Annotated in this window: 16 protein-coding genes; 9 read left to right on the forward strand and 7 right to left on the reverse strand. The window is 74.1% G+C overall.

Features of this window, described 5'->3' with window-relative positions; genetic code table 11:
• Window positions 1-75: 75 nt before the first annotated feature.
• The 4 genes from HB370_RS04525 (at window position 76) to HB370_RS04540 (ending at window position 4,007) form a co-directional block, all read left to right on the forward strand.
• Window positions 76-1,227: a histidine kinase gene (locus tag HB370_RS04525; RefSeq protein ID WP_167512943.1), complete on the forward strand. Its 1,152-nt coding sequence runs from the start codon at window positions 76-78 to the stop codon at window positions 1,225-1,227.
• Window positions 1,163-2,218 carry a hypothetical protein gene (locus HB370_RS04530; protein WP_167512944.1) on the forward strand — a complete coding sequence of 352 codons (1,056 nt, stop codon included), beginning with the start codon at window positions 1,163-1,165 and terminating at the stop codon, window positions 2,216-2,218. Before HB370_RS04525 ends, HB370_RS04530 begins: the two co-directional genes overlap by 65 nt.
• A 205-nt stretch (window positions 2,219-2,423) precedes the next feature.
• Window positions 2,424-3,083: a response regulator transcription factor gene (locus tag HB370_RS04535; RefSeq protein WP_030784716.1), complete on the forward strand. Its 660-nt coding sequence runs from the start codon at window positions 2,424-2,426 to the stop codon at window positions 3,081-3,083.
• Window positions 3,084-3,257: 174 nt separating this feature from the next.
• Window positions 3,258-4,007, forward strand: a complete 750-nt coding sequence (locus HB370_RS04540; protein WP_030784712.1) for an SDR family oxidoreductase — start codon at window positions 3,258-3,260, stop codon at window positions 4,005-4,007.
• Window positions 4,008-4,035: 28 nt separating this feature from the next.
• Here the strand turns inward: HB370_RS04540 and HB370_RS04545 are convergent, their stop codons facing one another.
• The 4 genes from HB370_RS04545 to HB370_RS04560 all read right to left on the reverse strand — a co-directional run bounded on the left by HB370_RS04545 (window position 4,036) and on the right by HB370_RS04560 (window position 7,783).
• Window positions 4,036-5,244 carry a YhjD/YihY/BrkB family envelope integrity protein gene (locus tag HB370_RS04545; RefSeq protein ID WP_037701917.1) on the reverse strand — a complete coding sequence of 403 codons (1,209 nt, stop codon included), beginning with the start codon at window positions 5,242-5,244 and terminating at the stop codon, window positions 4,036-4,038.
• A 126-nt stretch (window positions 5,245-5,370) separates the two neighbouring features.
• Window positions 5,371-5,973: a hypothetical protein gene (locus HB370_RS04550; RefSeq protein WP_167512945.1), complete on the reverse strand. Its 603-nt coding sequence runs from the start codon at window positions 5,971-5,973 to the stop codon at window positions 5,371-5,373.
• Between the two features lie 143 nt (window positions 5,974-6,116).
• Window positions 6,117-6,878 (reverse strand): TIGR03943 family protein, encoded by a 762-nt coding sequence (locus HB370_RS04555; protein WP_030784703.1) that lies wholly within the window; start codon window positions 6,876-6,878, stop codon window positions 6,117-6,119.
• The gene (locus HB370_RS04560) at window positions 6,875-7,783 is read right to left on the reverse strand and encodes a permease (RefSeq protein ID WP_030784700.1); all 909 of its coding nucleotides are present in this window, start codon (window positions 7,781-7,783) and stop codon (window positions 6,875-6,877) included. Before HB370_RS04560 ends, HB370_RS04555 begins: the two co-directional genes overlap by 4 nt.
• A 370-nt stretch (window positions 7,784-8,153) precedes the next feature.
• Here HB370_RS04560 and HB370_RS04565 point away from each other — a divergent pair, with 370 nt between their 5' ends.
• The 5 genes from HB370_RS04565 to HB370_RS04585 all read left to right on the forward strand — a co-directional run bounded on the left by HB370_RS04565 (window position 8,154) and on the right by HB370_RS04585 (window position 12,058).
• Complete coding sequence (locus HB370_RS04565; protein WP_030784695.1) at window positions 8,154-8,966, forward strand: serine hydrolase; 813 nt, start codon at window positions 8,154-8,156, stop codon at window positions 8,964-8,966.
• A gap of 100 nt (window positions 8,967-9,066) precedes the next feature.
• On the forward strand, window positions 9,067-9,480 hold the full coding sequence (locus HB370_RS04570; RefSeq protein WP_030784691.1) for an SRPBCC family protein: 414 nt from the start codon (window positions 9,067-9,069) through the stop codon (window positions 9,478-9,480).
• Window positions 9,481-9,553: 73 nt separating this feature from the next.
• Window positions 9,554-9,751, forward strand: coding sequence for a hypothetical protein (locus HB370_RS04575; RefSeq protein ID WP_030784689.1), 198 nt, complete (start codon window positions 9,554-9,556; stop codon window positions 9,749-9,751).
• A 638-nt stretch (window positions 9,752-10,389) separates the two neighbouring features.
• Window positions 10,390-11,304 carry a YceI family protein gene (locus tag HB370_RS04580; protein WP_030784687.1) on the forward strand — a complete coding sequence of 305 codons (915 nt, stop codon included), beginning with the start codon at window positions 10,390-10,392 and terminating at the stop codon, window positions 11,302-11,304.
• 118 nt (window positions 11,305-11,422) lie between these two features.
• A complete protein-coding gene (locus tag HB370_RS04585; protein WP_030784684.1) occupies window positions 11,423-12,058 on the forward strand; it encodes a YceI family protein in 636 nt (211 codons plus the stop codon).
• A gap of 177 nt (window positions 12,059-12,235) precedes the next feature.
• On the opposite strand, the gene HB370_RS04590 is transcribed toward HB370_RS04585, so the two are convergent.
• The 3 genes from HB370_RS04590 to HB370_RS04600 form a co-directional block, all read right to left on the reverse strand.
• A complete protein-coding gene (locus HB370_RS04590) occupies window positions 12,236-12,763 on the reverse strand; it encodes a hypothetical protein (RefSeq protein WP_030784682.1) in 528 nt (175 codons plus the stop codon).
• A gap of 128 nt (window positions 12,764-12,891) precedes the next feature.
• Window positions 12,892-14,511: a hypothetical protein gene (locus HB370_RS04595; protein ID WP_030784680.1), complete on the reverse strand. Its 1,620-nt coding sequence runs from the start codon at window positions 14,509-14,511 to the stop codon at window positions 12,892-12,894.
• A gap of 5 nt (window positions 14,512-14,516) precedes the next feature.
• Complete coding sequence (locus tag HB370_RS04600; RefSeq protein ID WP_030784678.1) at window positions 14,517-16,685, reverse strand: hypothetical protein; 2,169 nt, start codon at window positions 16,683-16,685, stop codon at window positions 14,517-14,519.
• Window positions 16,686-16,848: the final 163 nt, after the last annotated feature.

The following is a 16,848-nucleotide window of genomic DNA, read 5'->3' on the forward strand; positions in this document are numbered from 1 at the left end:
CCCGTGGTTGGGGACGCACCTCCACCCCGGGGCCGGTGCCCGCCGCACGGAGCGGCCCTTACGCTCGTCGGCGACATGGAGACGATACGCAACTGGCTGCTGCCCCTGCTGCTGGCGGCCGGGCAGGGCGTCCTGCTGTGGCCCGGGGTGTACCCGGACGGCACCCCCGGTCCGCTCGCCCTGGCCGCCGTGGTGGCCGCGCTGGCCGTGGAGACCGCCGCGCTGGGGTGGCGCCGTACCGCACCGGTGCGGTCGCTGGCCGGCACCCTGGCCGCCGGGGTGCTCGGCGGGCTCGCCTGGCCGGACGGCTATGTGGGCCCCGGCTCGCTGATCGCCCTGTACTCCGTCGCCGTGCGCTGCCCGGTGCCGGTCCTGGTGCGCGCGCTGGCCGCCGTGGTGGGCGTCGACTGGGTGGGGGCCGCGGTGACGGAGGGCCTGCGGGCCCCGCTGCTGTCCACGATGGCCATCTCGCTGGGCACCTGTGTGCTGTGCGCGGGGCTCGGCGAGGCCCGGCACCGGTGGCTGGCCGGCCGGCTGTCCGCCGCCCGGCGGCTGGCCGGGGCGGAGCAGGCCCGCCGCCTCGCGGGCGACCAGGAGCGCCGGCGACTGGCCAGGGAACTGCACGATGTGAGCGCCCATCACCTCACCTCCGTCGTGGTGACCGTGGACGCGGCACTGCGGCTGCGCGACGACCGGCCCGAGCTGTCCGCCGAGGCGCTGGCGTTCGCCGAGCGCACCGGCACGGAGACCCTCACCGCGCTGCAACGGCTCGTGGGGCTGCTGCGGGACTCCGGCCGGCCGGACCACCGGCCGATGAGCGGGCGGATCGAGGAACTCGTCGCCGGTTTCGGCCGGCTGGGCCGTCCGGTCACCGCGCGGGTCCCGGACGACCTCGCGGGCCCGGCGGCCGAGGCGGTGCACGGCATCGTCCGCGAGGCCCTGACCAACGCGCTGCGGTACGCGCCCGGCGCCGCCGCCCGGGTGGACGTCCGGCGGGTGGACGGGCTGCTGGAGCTGACGGTGGAGAACGCGCCGCCGCGCGTCACCGCGCAGGGTGCCGGAGGGCTCGGCGCGGGGCGCGGCGTGGCCGGGATGCGCGAGCGGGCCGCCTCAGATCGGCGGCGAGCTGACCGCCGGGCCCACACCGGAGGGCGGCTGGCGGGTGCGCGCGACGCTGCCCGACGCCGCCGCCGCGCGGCGGCCGGAGGAGACCGGCTGGCGGCGTGACGTCCTGCGGGAGCAGCGGTTCGCCGATCCCGCGCTGGTGCTGGCCGCGGTGCTGCTGCCGGTGGCGGGCGTGCTGGCGGTCACGGAGGACTGGCCGGGCGCCGCGCGCCGGGCCGTGCTGCCGGAGCTGCTGCTGGTGTGCGGGCTGCTGGTGGTGCGCGCGTTGCCGCTGCTGTGGCGCAGGCGGGCCCCGTGGGCGGTGTTCGGCGCGGTGCTGGCGACGGCCTGGCCGGGACCGTTGGCCGTCGTCGCGGTGCCCCTGCCGTCCCACGTCGCGCAGCTCCTGGTCGCCGGCACGTTCGCGGAGACGCTGGCCGTGTACGCGGTCGCCGCCTACGGTCCGGGAGCCGGGCACACCTGGCCCGCGCCGGCCGTGACCACGCTCGGGGCGGCCGGTGCCGTGACGGCGCTCGCGTGCGCCGACGGCATGGTGGCGGGCGAGCCGGCGGGCCCGGCCGACGCCGTGCTGCTGTCGTTCCTCCTGTCCGTGATGCTGGCACCGGTGTTCACCGCCGTGTGGGGTGCCGGTCTGCTGGTGCGCCGCCGCCGGGTACGGGCGATGGCGTACGACGACTTCGCGTTCGCCGGCTCGATGTGGCAGGCGGACCGGGCGGCCGAGGCCGAACGGCAGCGGCTGGCGGCCACATTGCGGGAGGCGGTGCTGTCGCACACCCGGGCGCTGGTGGGCGCGGCCCGCCGGGGCGAGTTGACGGAGGTCGCGGACACGGCCCGGGCGGCCCTGGCCGCGATGCGGGAGATGCTGCGCGGTCTGGCGGACGACGGCGACGGCGGTCCCGGCGGGCCGCTGGCCCCGTCGCCGTCCGCCGCCGACCTCGACGCGCTGGGCCGGGCCTGCGCTCGGCCGGCCGCGAGGTACGGCTGCGGGGGCTGCCCGAGGCCGCCCGGGGGCTGCCGCCGTCCACGCAGGTGTCGGTGTACCGGATCGTCGAGGCCGCGCTCGGCGCGGGCGACCCGGGCCCGGCGCGGGTGACCCTGCGACGCCGCCGCGGCACGCTGCGGATCACGGTGACCGGGGTCCGGCTGGCCGTCGCGGGCCCGGTCGCCGAACGCCTGCGGGTGCGGGTCGCCGCCGGTGAGGGACGAATGGTGTGCGAACCGGCCGGTACGCTACGGGTGTCGTTGCCGGCCGGGGCTCCTGGGGCCCCCGTCCAGGAGGTGTCCCCGTCGCCATACGCGTGATCGTCGTCGACGACCAGGCCGTGGTCCGCGCCGGATTCGCGGCCATCGTGGACGCCGAACCCGATCTGACCGTGGTGGCCGAGGCCGGTGACGGGGCGACGGCCGTGTCGCTCGCCGCGGCGCGGGAGGCCGATGTCGTCCTGATGGACATCCGGATGCCGGGCATGGACGGGCTCACCGCCACCCGGCTGATCACCACGCAGCCCGGCGGGCCGCGGGTGCTGGTGCTCACCACGTTCGACCTGGACGAGTACGTGTACGAGGCGCTGCGGGCCGGGGCGTCCGGGTTCCTGCTGAAGGACGCCCGGCCCGACGAGCTGCTGTCCGCGATCCGGGTGGTCGCGGCCGGCGACGGCATCCTGGCGCCCGCCGTGACCGGCCGGCTCATCCGCACCTTCGCCCGCGGTGCCCCTCCCCCGCCCGTGGCCGGCGGGCCGCTGGGCAAGCTCACCCAGCGGGAGCGCGAGGTCCTGCTGAAGATCGCGTCCGGGCTGACCAACGCCGAGATCGGCGCGGAACTCGGCGTCACCACCGGCACGGTCAAGAGCCATGTGAACGCGCTGCTGTCCAAGCTCGGGCTGCGCGACCGGGTCCAGGTCACCATCCTCGCCTACGAGACCGGCCTGATCAGCCCGCGCGGCCCCCTGACGGGCTGACCGCGCCCATCGCCGGGCAGGTCGGTCTCCGACCCCGTCAGACCGACGTGCGGCCACCCCCGGTCGGGTCGACGTGCGGCCCCCCGCCGGGCAGGCCGATGTCCGGCCCACCCCGGTCAGGTCGACGTCCGTTCCCCGCCGGTGCTCCCGCGCCCGGGGCGGTGGGATGGGCACATGACTTCACGAGAGCTTCTGAACGGCAGGACGGCCCTGGTCACCGGCGGCAGCCGGGGCATCGGCGCGGCGACGGCCCGGCGGCTGGCCCGGGAGGGCGCGGACGTGGCCCTGACGTATGTGCACGACAAGGACGCGGCCGACGCGGTCGTACGGGACATCGAGGCACTGGGGCGGCGGGCGGTGGCCCTGCGCGCCGACGCGGCGGACACGGTGGAGGCGGCGGACGCGGTACGGCGGGCCGCCGGGGAACTGGGCGGGCTGGACGTCCTGGTGGGCAACGCGGCCGTCGGGGTGATGGAACCGCTGGAGAACCTGTCCCTCGCCCACATCGACCGGGTCCTCGCGGTGAACGTGCGCGGTGTGTTCCTCGCGGCCCGGTCCGCCGCCGCGCTGATGGGATCCGGTGGACGGATCATCACCGTCGGCAGCTGTGTCACCGCGCGCGTGCCGGGGCCCGGGGCCACGCTGTACGCGATGAGCAAGTCCGCGGTGGTCGGGCTGACGAGGGCGCTGGCGCGGGAGCTGGCCGGGCGCGGCATCACCGCGAACGTGGTGCATCCGGGCCCGACCGACACCGACATGAACCCGGCGGACGGCCCCTACGCCTCCGGTCAGGCGGCCATGACCGCCCTGGGCCGGTTCGGCACGGCCGAGGAGGTGGCGTCCATGGTGACGTTCCTCGCCGGGCCGGAGGCGGCCTATGTGACGGGCGCGGAGTTCTCGGTGGACGGCGGCTACGCGGCCTGAGCCGGCCGGGCCGGGGAGGACGTACGCGTCATGGCCGGTCCAGGCGGCGTACGTCCTCCTCGTCCCACTTCCGGGTGTCGCGGGGCCGCACATAGGGCTCGGCGTGGGGCGGGTGGCCGCCGGCGATGGCCCGCTGCCGCAGGGTCTCCGCGTCGAACTCCAGGCCCAGCAGGATGGCCAGGTTGGTGATCCACAGCCAGACCAGGAAGACGATGACGCCGGCCATCGCGCCGTAGGTCTTGTTGTACGAGGCGAAACCGGCGACGTAGAACGCGAAGCCGGCGGACGCCACCAGCCAGATCAGCAGGGCGAGGACACTGCCCGGGGTGATCCACCTGAAGCCCCTGACCTTGGCGTTGGGGGCCGCCCAGTACAGGATCGCGATCATGAGGGTGACCAGCAGGACGAGTACCGGCCACTTCGCGATCGACCAGGCCGTCAGGGCCGTGTCGCCGAGGCCGAGCGCCTGTCCGGCGCGCTTGGCCAGGCCGCCGGTGAAGACCACGATGAGCGCGCCGGCCACGGAGAGCACCATCAGGACGACCGTGACGCCCACCCGCACCGGGAGGATCTTCCACACCGGACGGCCCTCGGGCATGTCGTAGACGGCGTTGGCGGCGCGGATGAAGGCGGCCACGTAGCCGGACGCCGACCACACGGCCAGCACGATGCCGACCAGCGCCATCACCGAGCCGATACCGGCCTTGTCCTGTAGTTGTCCCACGGTCCGCTCGAGGATGTCCCGGGCGGGGCCGGGGGCGAGACCACGGACGTTGGCCAGCACCCGGTCCGTGACCGACCGGCCGACGACGGACAGCAGGGAGACCAGCACCAGCAGGGCGGGGAACACGGACAGGACGCCGTAGTAGGTGAGCGCCGCGGCCCGGTCGGTCAGCTGGTCGTCCCGGAACTCGCGCAGCGCGCCCCGGAACACCGCGCCCCAGGCCCGCCGGGGCAGCCGCACCGGACTGTCCGGCGCGGCCCGTTCCGTCTCGGGCGCGGGCCCGGCCTCCTGCGGGGTGGGCGGCCGGTCATGGTCCGACTGCCGCTGTTCGTCACGGTCCGGCACGCGCTCCGGCTCCGCCGCGGGTGTCCGGGACTCCCGCTCTTCGTAACGGTCCGGCACGTGCCCCGGCTCCGGCGCGGCCCCGGCCTCCTGCCGCGTCGGTGTCCGGGGCTCCGGGTTGTCGTCGGCGGCCCGCCGGTGCAGCCGCCGTGGAACGTGCAGCTTGGTCATGGGTGCCGGGTAACCAGTCGGGCCGCCCTCACGCGCGCGGGGCCGGGGCCTGTACCCGGGACCGGATCGTCGCCCTCACGCGCGCGGGGCCGGGCCGGGCGACGGGTGTCCGTACCCGCCCCCGGGTCAGCCGACGCCACCGCTGAGGTTCCCCCACCGGGGTCCGATCTGCTTCCACTCCTCGTCCCACTCGGCCATGCGCCGCCGGATGAGCGAGCCGCGGATCAGCCGTACGCCGCCCCAGACCAGCGCGCCGGCCGCCGGGGCGACGAGGGCGCCGGTGAGGGCCGCCTGGACGTCGGCGGCCGTGCCGGTGACGGGCGCGGGCACGACCCGGCCGGCCTGGTCCGTCCACACCGTGACCCGGCTTCCGGCGGGGGCGCCGGGGGCGACCTTGACCTGGTCGGTGCGCACCGATCCGGCCGCGTCCGTCCAGCGCACGGTCGCCCACACCCGCCCGTCGTCGTAGCCGCCGCCCGCGGCCGGGGTGCGGGCCGCGCCGTCGGTGAGCACGGCGGAGACGGGGTGCAGCCGGGCCAGCCGTTCCGTGAACGCGGACTCGGAGGTCTGGGCCGCCGCCACGCCCGCGACGATCCCGACGAGTACGGCCAGCAGCCAGCCGGCGAGCACGATCCACGCCTCGACGACGTCGCTGTGCCGCTTGAGCGGGTTGCGCCGCCAGCGCCACAGCCGCACCCGGGTGACCGCCGTGGGGGGTGTCCGTGTCATCGTCACCGCCTCCTTCCGCGCAGCGGCGGCCCGCGACCGGGGCGGTCCTGACGCGGTGACCGGGTTCCGGCCGCGGAGCGAGCGTCACGACACCATCCTGCACCCGTCCCGGCCGGTCGTAGGCCCTGCTTCCGGAACCCGTCTCAGGAGGACGGGGTCAGCGGGAGGTCGTCGGTGTAGGCGTTCACCGGCGGGGCGATGGGCCGGGCGTCCCGGACGTCGAGTGCGGCCTGGGCGGTGGGCGTGCCCAGGGTGCCGTGCGGGTGCCAGGTACCGGTCACCGCCAGCCAGGTGTCGGCGGGCGGCGCCGGTCTGCCGTACACGCGCACCCGGACCGTCTGGGAGTCCGCGGCGCAGCAGGAGAAGACGATCCGGGTCAGGTACCAGCCGCCGTCCCGCCCGGCCGGGGTGACGAAGCCGGTCAGCCGGACGGTGCGGCCCTCGATGGCCAGGCTGCGGTCCTGCCGCACCCGCTCGGTGAACTCCGTGAGGGTCAGCGGCAGGGGCGAGGTCGCGGGCAGCGGGGCGAATCCGCGCTGTACGGTCACCGGTTTGTCGTTGGCGCGGGCCGCGGTGTACGCGCCGAGCGCGGGCGGGGCGAAGCAGAGCATGCTGAGCGCGGGCAGGAGCAGCAGCCAGGCGACGCGGGGGGTGCCGGTGTGGTCGTGACCGTGGTGGTCGTCGGCGTGCCCGTGGCCGTGGTCGTCGGCGTGCCCGGCGGGGCGTCGGCCGGCGGGGGTGACGGCCGTCGTCAGGGCGAGCAGCAGCAGGATCGCCCCGGACCCGATCAGCAGGGGGCGCAGTCCGGCCTTGACGTAGCGCAGGTAGAGGTCGGTGAAGAGGGCCGTGTGCAGCAGGCCGGCCCCAATCAAGGCCGGCAGCAGGTTCTGGACCGCTCGTTTCACCACAGTGCTCCCCCGATCAGGACGCTGGCGGCGACCGCCACGACGGTGGTCGCCGTGCAGAACCGCCAGGCGAAGGCGCGGCCGAAGGTGCCGGCTTGCAGCGCGATGAGCTTCAGGTCGACCATCGGCCCGACCACCAGGAACGCGAGCCGGGCGGTCGGCGGGAACCCGGTGAGGGAGGCGGCGACGAACGCGTCCGCCTCCGAGCAGACGGCCAGCAGCACGGCGAGGCCCGCCAGGAACAGCACCGACAGCCACGGCGAGCCGGAGAAGGCGTCGAGGACGGCGCCCGGCACGGTGACGTTGAAGGTGGCGGCGGCCATCGCGCCCAGCACCAGGAAGCCGCCGGCGTGCAGGAAGTCGTGCCGGAAGCCGAGCCGGAACTCGGTCCAGCGGCTGTGTCCGGGCCGGTGCCCGGTGTGCCGGTGGCGCAGCAGGGGGCGCAGCCATTCCTCCTTGCCGAGCCAGAGCCACAGCCAACCCATCACGGCCGCCGTGGTGAGGGAGGCGAGCAGCCGGGCGGCGACCATCGCGGGGTTGCCGGGGAAGGCGACGGCAGTGGCCGTGAGCACCACGGGGTTGACGGCCGGCGCGGAGAGCAGGAAGGCGAAGGCGGCGGCCGGTGGCACGCCCCGGCGGATCAGGCTGCTCGCGACGGGCACGGAGGCGCACTCACAGCCGGGCAGCACGGCACCGGCGGCCCCGGCGACCGGTACCGCGAGGGCGGGCCGCTTGGGCAGCACCCTGGCGAACAGACCGGCCGGCACGAAAGCGTTGATGGCGCCGGACAGCGCGGTGCCGAGGAGCAGGAACGGCAGCGCCTGCACGGTGATGGCCAGGCAGACGGTCCGCCATGCCTGGACGGCCGGATGCCCCAGCCACGAGGTGCCGGCCGGCCCGAGCACGACCGCGGCAGCGGCAGCGGCCAAGAGAGCGGCACCGAGCCACCCCGACCGGACGCGTGACGGCCACAGCCGGACGCCAAACGGCCGGGACCGGCCGTTTGGCGTCACGGTCGGACCGGCGGGTACGACGGTCACGCCCCGCGCCACACCCGCCGAATCATCCGTTTTACCCATATTCACTCCGGATGTCGGTGTCGGGGCGACCATAAGACGAGGAGTCCGGCCCGGCCGCGTGTACACGCCGCCGGGGAGGCGAGCCGGGCGGCACGATGCGTCCCATCGGTGGCTCTTGTCACAATCCGCGGGAACAGGGCCCGAACGTGACGGCGGCCATGCCGCCGGACGCGCCGGTTGTCTACGTTCGTGACCCATGCCGATCCGCCCCTCCCGCACCGCACGGACCACCGCCGGCGCCCTCGTGACCGCGGCCGTCGCCCTGTCCGCCGCCGCCCTTCCGCACCCGGCGGCGGCCGCGGCCCCGCCCGCCCCGTCCGGGAAAGCCCGGGCGCACGCCACGGCGGCGGTGCTCGACCTGGACGGCACCGGCCGCACCGCCGTACTGCGCGGCGCGGACCGGGCGTACGACACCGCCAGCATCGTCAAGGTCGACATCCTCGCGGCGCTGCTGCTCCGGGCGCAGGACGCGGGCCGCCCGCTGAGCGAAGCCGAACGGGACCTCGCCGAGCCGATGATCCGGCGCAGCGACAACGCGGCGGCGAACGCCCTGTGGCGGCGGATCGGCCGCGCCTCCGGACTGGCGGCGGCCAACGAGCGGCTGGGGCTGACCTCGACCACGGGCGGGCCCGGCGGCAAGTGGGGGCTGACCCGGACCACGGCGAGCGACCAGATACGGCTGCTGCGGGCCGTGTTCGACTCCAACGGCACGGTGCGCCGGGGCTCCGGCGGGCTCGACGCCGGTTCCCGGGCCTACGTCCGTACGCTGATGAGCCGGGTGGAGTCCGGGCAGTCCTGGGGCGTCTCGGCGGCCGGGAGCCCTGGGGCCCGGCCGGCGCTGAAGAACGGCTGGCTCCAGCGGAGCACCACGGGCCGCTGGGACGTCAACAGCGTCGGCGAGATCGCCGTGCGGGGGCACCGGTACCTGGTGGCGGTGCTGTCCGACGGCAACGCGTCCATGGGCGACGGCGTGTCCTTGGTGGAGCGGACGGCACGCGCGGCGGTCTGAGCCCTTCGGTTTCCCACGTTCGGCGGCCGGGGCTTTTCGGCGGCCGTGGAAGGGGCACGCGGTCGGGGTACGACTTCCGACCGGAAGGGGCGCTCCCACGATGTCCGAGTACGAACGTTCCCGCACGATGCCCGCGCAGCCCGAGCACGTCTTCGACCAGGCGGCCAACGTCGCCCAGCTCGACGCCTGGCTCCCGGACGCCCTGCACGTGCGCGTCGAGGACCCGCCCGCCGTGACCGTGCACGAGGACCTGTCCGGCCAGGACATGCCCGCCCTGCTGCGGGCCGCGCCGGACCAGATGCGCCTGGAGTGGGGCACCCGCGAGCAGGGCGCCTACACCGGCTGGCTCCAGGTGGCGGGCATCGGCAGCGGCGCCAGCGAGGTGACCGTGCACCTGTCGTTCTTCGACGAGAGCCACGACCCGGGCGAGCGGGCGGTGGGCGAGGCCCTGGACGGCAGCCTGCGGCGGCTGGAGGAGCAGGTGCGCATGCGGGTCGACAACGCGGCCGGCTGACCCGCGCACCGGGACCTCGGGGGCGTTTGCCGCCGGAAGGCGCGGGGGGATCCGGGTGCCGGAGGTGATCGTCGTGCCCGAACCCGGCAGGAAGAAGTACGACACCCGCAGGGCCCGGCTGCGCAAGGAGGCCGAGCGCTCGGGAATCTCCGACCAGGACGCCGACGCCGCCGCCAAGCCGACCCTGCGGCAGGAACCGGCAGGGCGGCGCGGCGGCCCGAAGACGGAACACGGACGCGGCCCGAAGGGCGAACGCCCGGAGAACGACTGACCGAACCCCGCGTCCCGCCGCGCCGAACACATTCCTGGTGAAACCGTGACCGAGGCGCCGGTCCTGCCGGACGGCGAAGTCGTCGCGCAAGCTGTGGTAACCGTCAAGGTACGCCTATCTGATGGAACCGCTCAGCAAGCGGCCGATTACGCTGAACGGACGCGGCCCTGCGCGAGCCGGACCTCACCCACGAGGAGTGGTGCGCGCTGCGGGTCGATCGACGGCCAGTGCGGATATCGAGATACTCGTCGACGTCTGGCAGCGCCTCCTTCTCACCGAGCCACGGAAGGACGGCGGCACGGCGAGTTCTGTGTCAGACCCGTGATGAAACCGCAGATCGGTTGTGAATATCCGGGCCCTTTTCCGTGCCCTTCTCCACAGCATTGCCGCAAAGCAACGAATCGAGCTGTGGCGATATGGTCGGCCGATGTACCGATATGCGGCCTCGCACCCGCCCCAAGCAGGTTGAGCAGCTCCGACACCGGCTCGAGTGACCTGCTGGCGGAGCGCTTTATGATCGTCGGCGAACTACTGGCTTTGCGTCCGTCCTCCCGTCGTCGACGTTTCTCGGCGACCGGGAATGCAAGAACTCCGAACGAGTCGCGTGACCGAGGCGCAGGGGAAGAAGGGTGAACTCCATGGCTCTCGGGCTGCTCCGTCGTCGGCGTTCCCGTGGTGCCTCCGGTGCCGCGTCGAGCATCTCGGTCCCGCTGCCGCCCGGCGCCGGGGCGTGCGGCTTCGAGGTGCTCGACCCCATGGGGCAGCCCATGGGCGGAGCCGAGGTCACCGTGACCGCGCTGGACAGCCACCGGATCGCGACGCGTGGCGCCACGGACCCCCACGGCTACTTCATAGCCACGCTGCCGCCCGGCTCCTACAGCGTGATGATCGTGGCCGAGGGCCTGTCACCCGCCCGCGAGAACCTCGACATCGTGGCCGGGGTGGCTCGGCCCACCGCACAAGTCACGCTCCAGCCCGCCCGCCAGCTGGAACTTCCGACAGCCGGTACCTGGCTGTTCGACCCTCCGCACACCGCGATCCGGTTCATCGCCAAGCACGTCGGCATGGCCCATGTCCACGGCCGGTTCACCCGCTTCCAGGGCAGCATCCGCATCGCTCCGAACATGGCCGACTCACAGGTGGCGGTGCGCATCGACGCCTCCAGTATCACCACGGGCAACAACACCCGCGACAACCACCTGCGTTCGGCCGACTTCCTGGACGTCGAACGCTACCCGTACATCGACTTCACCAGCACCCGGTTCGCCCACCTCGGCGGCTCCAAGTGGACCCTGCACGGCACCCTCAGCATGCACGGCACCAGCCGCTCCGTCGGCCTCGACACCACCTACCTCGGGTCGATCAACGGGGGCTACGAACAGGAACTGCGCTGCGCGGCCCTCGCGAAGGCCGAACTCCATCGGGAGGACTTCACCCTCAACTGGCGCTCCATGCTCGCCCGCGGCATCGCCGTCGTCGGGCCGACCGTCCAATTGGAGTTGGACGTACAGGCGATGTACCGCACCCACGACACGCCCACGCCACCGCAGTAACGCCGCGTAGCGGGTTCACCGTCGACCGCCTCCCTCTCGGGCGGGATCGCCGATCGGGGCAGCGCCCCGGCGACACCTTGGCAGCACAGAGCACTCAGATGGGAAAGGGCTCACGATCATGGGTATCTTCGGCCGGCGCCAGACCGCCGTCAGCGAGCCGGCCCCGGCTCTCGCGGGGGCCACGTCCCGGGGTGTCGCACTCGACCCGGCACTTCAGGCCCTGACCGGACGATGGACGATCGACCGCCCGCACAGCCACATCGGATTCTCCGTACGGCACGCCATGGTCACGACGGTCCGGGGGGCTTTCACCGATTACGACAGCACGTTGTACTTCGACGGAGCCCAGCCCTCCGAGTCGCGGGCCGACCTCGTCATCCGGGTCGCCAGCGTCGACACGGGCGTGGAGCAAAGAGACGCGCACATCATCGGCGCCGACTTCTTCGACGCGCGCCAGTACCCGGAAATGACCTTCCACAGCACCTCCACCGTCCACGAAGGCGGAGAGACCTTCCGCATGACCGGGGACCTGACCATCCGCGACGTCACCCGGCCCGTCGACCTGCAACTCGACTACCTCGGCTCGGTAGTGGACCCATTCGGCTTCGAGCGGGCCGGCTTCGACGGCACCACCACCATCGACCGCACCGAGTGGGGCCTGGTCTACAACCAGCGCCTCAAGGCAGGGGGCACCATGGTGAGCGAGAAGGTCCGGCTGCAGTTCGACATCTCCGCGATCCGGTCGACGTCGTAGGCGGCGTCGGGAGCGCCCGGAGCCGACCGATGTGAATGAAGAACGGCTCCCCCGGCCAGCATCGTCACGCTCGCGCCGCCGCGCGGACCTGGGTGCACCGCGGGCGCAGGATAGCCCCGTCCGGGAGACCGCGTTTCGAACAGGGCGCAGACCGGTGCGGTGGCCCGCTGGCACGGGTCAGGCCGCGAGCGGGTGGTTCGGGGTGAGGCGGGCCAGGAGCTGGTCGTGGTGCAGTGCGGCCACGGGGGCCAGCAGGTCGGGGTGGCGGAGCAGGGCGGCGGCGCGGCGGTCGCGGTCGTCGGGGGCGAGCAGCCGGCGGTACTCGGCCGGCGCGTGGGCGGTGTGCCCGCCGTCGGCGAGCGCGGTGACGGCGAGGGCGGCCAGCTCAGGGTCGGTGAGCAGCGCGGCGGCCCAGCTGGCGACGACCTCGTCCACCCAGGTGCGCCAGGCCCACTCCTCGGCGGGATGCTCGCCGGCCGCTTCGGCGCCGGTGACCCAGTCGAGGCGGGCTGTGCCGCCGGGGCCGGCCAGGGTGACCAGGCCCGCGTCGATCTCGGTGGGGTAGCGCAGCCGGGCGGCGACCGTCGCCGCCTGCCGGGCCTGCGCCTCGCACAGCGCGGCGGCGAGCGCGCCGCCGCTGGGCGGATAGGCGACCGTGAGCCAGCGCGCCGTGGCGGCGATCAGGGGGGACAGGTCAGTGAGCACAGCCGGGCCGTCCGAGGTGAGGGGTACAGGGGCTCCACGCCACGGTAGCCGGGCGCCCGGTACGCCCGGGAGGGGGTGCGAACCAGGTCATATGTGAGGTGACGCACGCCCCGCGCCGGGCCGCGGTGTCAGGGGGTGCTGCTCGGGATGACGCAGTTCCTCGGCTGGGGAGTGCCGGTGGGCCAGCCCAGGCCGACGTACTTGAGCGTGCCCTCGCCCTCGCGGCCCGGGTCCAGTTCGACCACCGCCACCGGCTTGTCGTACGGGTTGCCGCCACCGGTCAGGCAGATCAGGCCGCTGGTGCCCGGCACCCGGTGCTGGGCCTTCAGCTGGCGCCACTCCCCGCCGACGTCCTCCAGGCTGGGCACCTTGTCGGCGGGGCCGCTCTGCACCAGGTGCAGCGCGGTGTCGATGGTGACCATGCCGTCGTACACGAGCATCGTGCGGGAGTCGTCCAGGCTGGGCGGGGCTCCGAGGTCGGTCCCGCGGCGCCGGACGGTTTCGATCAGGTCCGTCAGGGTGTCCAGGGCCTCCTTGGGCTCCTCGAGGTACTGGGGCAGGTCGTCCTTGGTGGGCTCCCGGCCGTGGCTCTTGCGCCATTGCTTCCGCCAGGCGCTCAGCTCGGTCTCCCATGCCTTGGGGTGCGCGGGGGCCGCGTACTGCACCGTCACCTTGGCCTCGCCGTCCGTGCCGCGCAGCTTGTCCCAGTCGTCCGGGCTCATGTACTGCCGCAGCGAGGCGGCGTCGGAGCCGCTGATGATGGTGTAGTGCCGTTTCTCGCAGCCGACCTCGGCGAGTTTGAGCGCGAAGAGCCGCAGGTGCAGGGTGCGCCCCGCGAAGTAGACGGTGTCGGCCTCGGAGCTGCAGATGTTGTTGGCGATCTGGGTGAACTGGTTGCCGGTGGAGCCCGCCTCGTCGATCGCCGGGGAGGTGAAGGACATCTCGGCGGGGCCGGCCGGGCCCTTCTCCTCGATGCTGTCGAACGCCTTGGCCAGCGACTCGTTGTAACTGTCCTGGCGGGTGTCGTGGACCAGCACCGTCCTGCGGTCCTCCCGGTCCTGTCCCCCGGTGAAGGCGGCCAGCGCCCGGGCCACCTCGAGGTTGGTGGGGATGATCCGGGCCAGGCCGGGGAACTTCGGCTTCGCCACCGCGTCCAGGCCCTCCTCGTTCGCGATCCCGTCGCCGGTGATCCGGGAGGCGAGCACGGGGACCTTGTGTGCGGTCAGGCGTCGGACGGCCTGGGTCGTGGCGTCGAGGCTGAGGTTGAAGCCGGTGACGGCGCGCAGCCGGTCCTCGGGCGAGCGGGCCATGCGCAGCAGGGTGTCCACGACCGCCGCCTGGTGCGCGTACTCGCGGCCGGGATTGGCCAGCACCAGCCGTATCCTCGGCGGCTCGCCCTCGCCCTCGTTGGCCTGGAGCTGTCCCACGTACGCCCCCTGGAGGTCGCTGCGTATCTGCCGGCGCAGCGCCTCGCTGCCGGACTGGAGGGGCAGCATCATCGCCACCGTCACATGGGGGTCCTTCTCGATCCTCTTGTTCTCCTGTGCGATGGCCCGGGCGACGCCGCCGATCTCCGGGGTGCCGAAGTCGTAGCCCTCGCCGTTGACGCCGACGCATTCGTCGCCGATGCGTTCGACGCCGTCCGCGCAGGTGTCCGGCCGGTGGAGGAAGGTCCAGCCGAACAGGCCCCCCGCCACCAGGACGGCCGTGCCCAGCAGGGCGTAGAGGATCTTCTTCCACCTGGGCATCCGCGTTATCTCCTTCGCCCCAGCTGATCGGTGCAGGTGCAGCGGAGCAACGGCTGGTCGTTCTCCGCCAGCCCGCTCCACTCGGTGGCGGTCCGGCCCAGCTGTCCGGCGCCCTCGAACTCCATGATCGACAGGAGGTCCAGCAGTTGGGCCAGTGTGCGGGCGGTCTCCCGACCGGTGGGCCTGGTCCGCTCCTCGCACAGCCACACCGCGTGCAGCAGTTGGTCGACCTTGCGGCGCAACGCCGGTCCGTCCACCGCGACCAGTCCCCGGGCGCGCTCCCGGCGGGTGTCCGCGCCCGACGGGTACGGCGCCTGGGCGATCTCCAGCAGCTCCGCGCACCATTCCCGGGGCCGGCCGGGCAGTGTGCCGGCCAGGTGGCGGACCACGTCGTCGACTCCGCCGGAGACCAGGTGGTGGTTCATCCGGTGGGCCGTGACCGAGTGGAAGGCGGCCCCGCTCGGCGCCGCCTCGTCCGCCGCGCGTCCGGTGTAGTGGTCGCGCAGCAGGTGGTGGTCGGCGTACCAGGCGGCGCCGTCGGGCTGTAACGCGTACAGCCGGTGCACCAGCAGCTGGCGCAGACCGAAGTCCCCGATGAAGTGCCGTTCGCAGGCGGGCCATCCGGTGTCGGTGAGCAGCTGCTCCACGTGATGGGCCGTCAGCCGGTGGACGCGGCCCCGCTGATGGTGACGGAGCAGGACGTCCGCGCACTCCGTGTCGTGCGCCACCGACAGATGGGTGAGCAGGTCGAGCCAGTGGTCGTGGTGCTCGGCCGGCAGCCGCACCGGGAGCTGGTCCAGCACGAGTTCGCGCAGCAGCACCTCGGCCACGGGCCGCTCGGCGGTGCCGTCGCCGGGGGCGTTCAGCGGGGCGTCCAGGATGGCCCGGTCGTTGGCGTCCGCCGGCATGCGGAAGGCGGCGGCGGCCTCGGCCAGCCGGATCACCGTGTGCGGGCGTCCGCCGCTCAGCCGTGCCACGGCGGCGTCGATACGGCGGCGGTTGGTGCCGCCCTCCGGCTCGGCGCGCCGCTGTCTGCGCTCGGTCTCCCGGCGCAGCTGGTCGCCGGTGAGCAGGGGCATCCGCAGCAGCAGGACCCCGTCGGCCAGTGGTGCCCGGCCCGCCGTGGCGTCGGTGCGCCGGGACCATGCGGGCGGGGCGCCGTCGGCCGGCCGGAACTCCACCGGGGCCGGTACCCCCTGGGGCGGCAGGCCCTCGTACAGGAAGGCGCCGCCGTCCGCACGGCGCGCGGTGCCGACGATCACCACCCGGTCGCGCTGCCCGTCGCGGCGGTCGATCAGCACGGCGCGCAGCAGTTGCTCACCCAGCGGCGACTCGGCGCGGTCCAGCAGCACGGCGGGGCGGCCGACCCTGCGCAGCCAGCCGACCGCGCCCGTGTAGGCGGCCTCGAGGTCCTCGCGCAGCGCCTGGAAAAGGAAGCGCTCGGCCACCTCCCGCCCCTCGCCGCCGGCCTTGAAGTCGGCGGCGAGGTCGCGCAGGCCGTGCTCGGGCTGGCCGGCCGCGCCGGGGTAGGCGCCGTAGACGCGGGCCATCTCGGCCTTGCCGCGGGGTGCCAGACCGGAGACGAGGGCGTCCACGAGCGCGGTGCTCACCGCGGCGGAGTACGGGTCGAGGGCCTGTCCGGACAGGGTGGCCAGCAGGTTACGGATGGCGCCGAGGAGGGCGCCGCGCCAGAAGTCGCCGGCGCCGAGGCCGCGGAAGCGCTGCCGCTGGGGTAACTCCGCGTACCGTTCGACCTCCGCGGCGACCGCCTCGGGGGTGCCGTCCGTGACACCGGTGGCGATCATCGCGAGGCCCGCGAAGAGCCGGGGGAAGGTGAAGGAGCCGCCCGTGCCCTGCCAGGTGGACAGCCGGCGGGCGGCCTCGACCAGGACCTCGGTGGCGGCCGAGCGGGCGCCGGGCTCCGGCTCGGCCCGGTCGGCGTAGACCGGTGAGCCGCAGTCCAGATAGATCACCGGCAGCTTGGTGGCGAAACGGTCCCGTACGGCGCGCAGCAGCCGCCCCTTGCCCATGCCGGGGCCGCCGGTGAGCAGCACGACCGGGATATCGGGACCGTACAGCGGTTCACGGCCGGCACCCGAGGGTGACCGCCCGAGCATGCGCGCGAAGAAGCCTTCCTCGCCGAGGAGCCTCTCGAACCCCAGGTCATCACACACGGATCCCTCTGGATGGCTCTCCCGCCCGGGAGCGGGTGATCGTTGTGACGGAAGGAGATTAGTGGAACACGGAGCCTTCTGTTCCGACAACGGTGCTTACACGAAAGAAAGATGGTGATGTTCCGGGCCGAACCGGCGGGCGCCGGCGGGCGGGTGGGCCGGG

Source organism: Streptomyces sp. DSM 40868 (assembly GCF_011820545.1).
Lineage (GTDB): Bacteria > Actinomycetota > Actinomycetes > Streptomycetales > Streptomycetaceae > Streptomyces > Streptomyces eurythermus.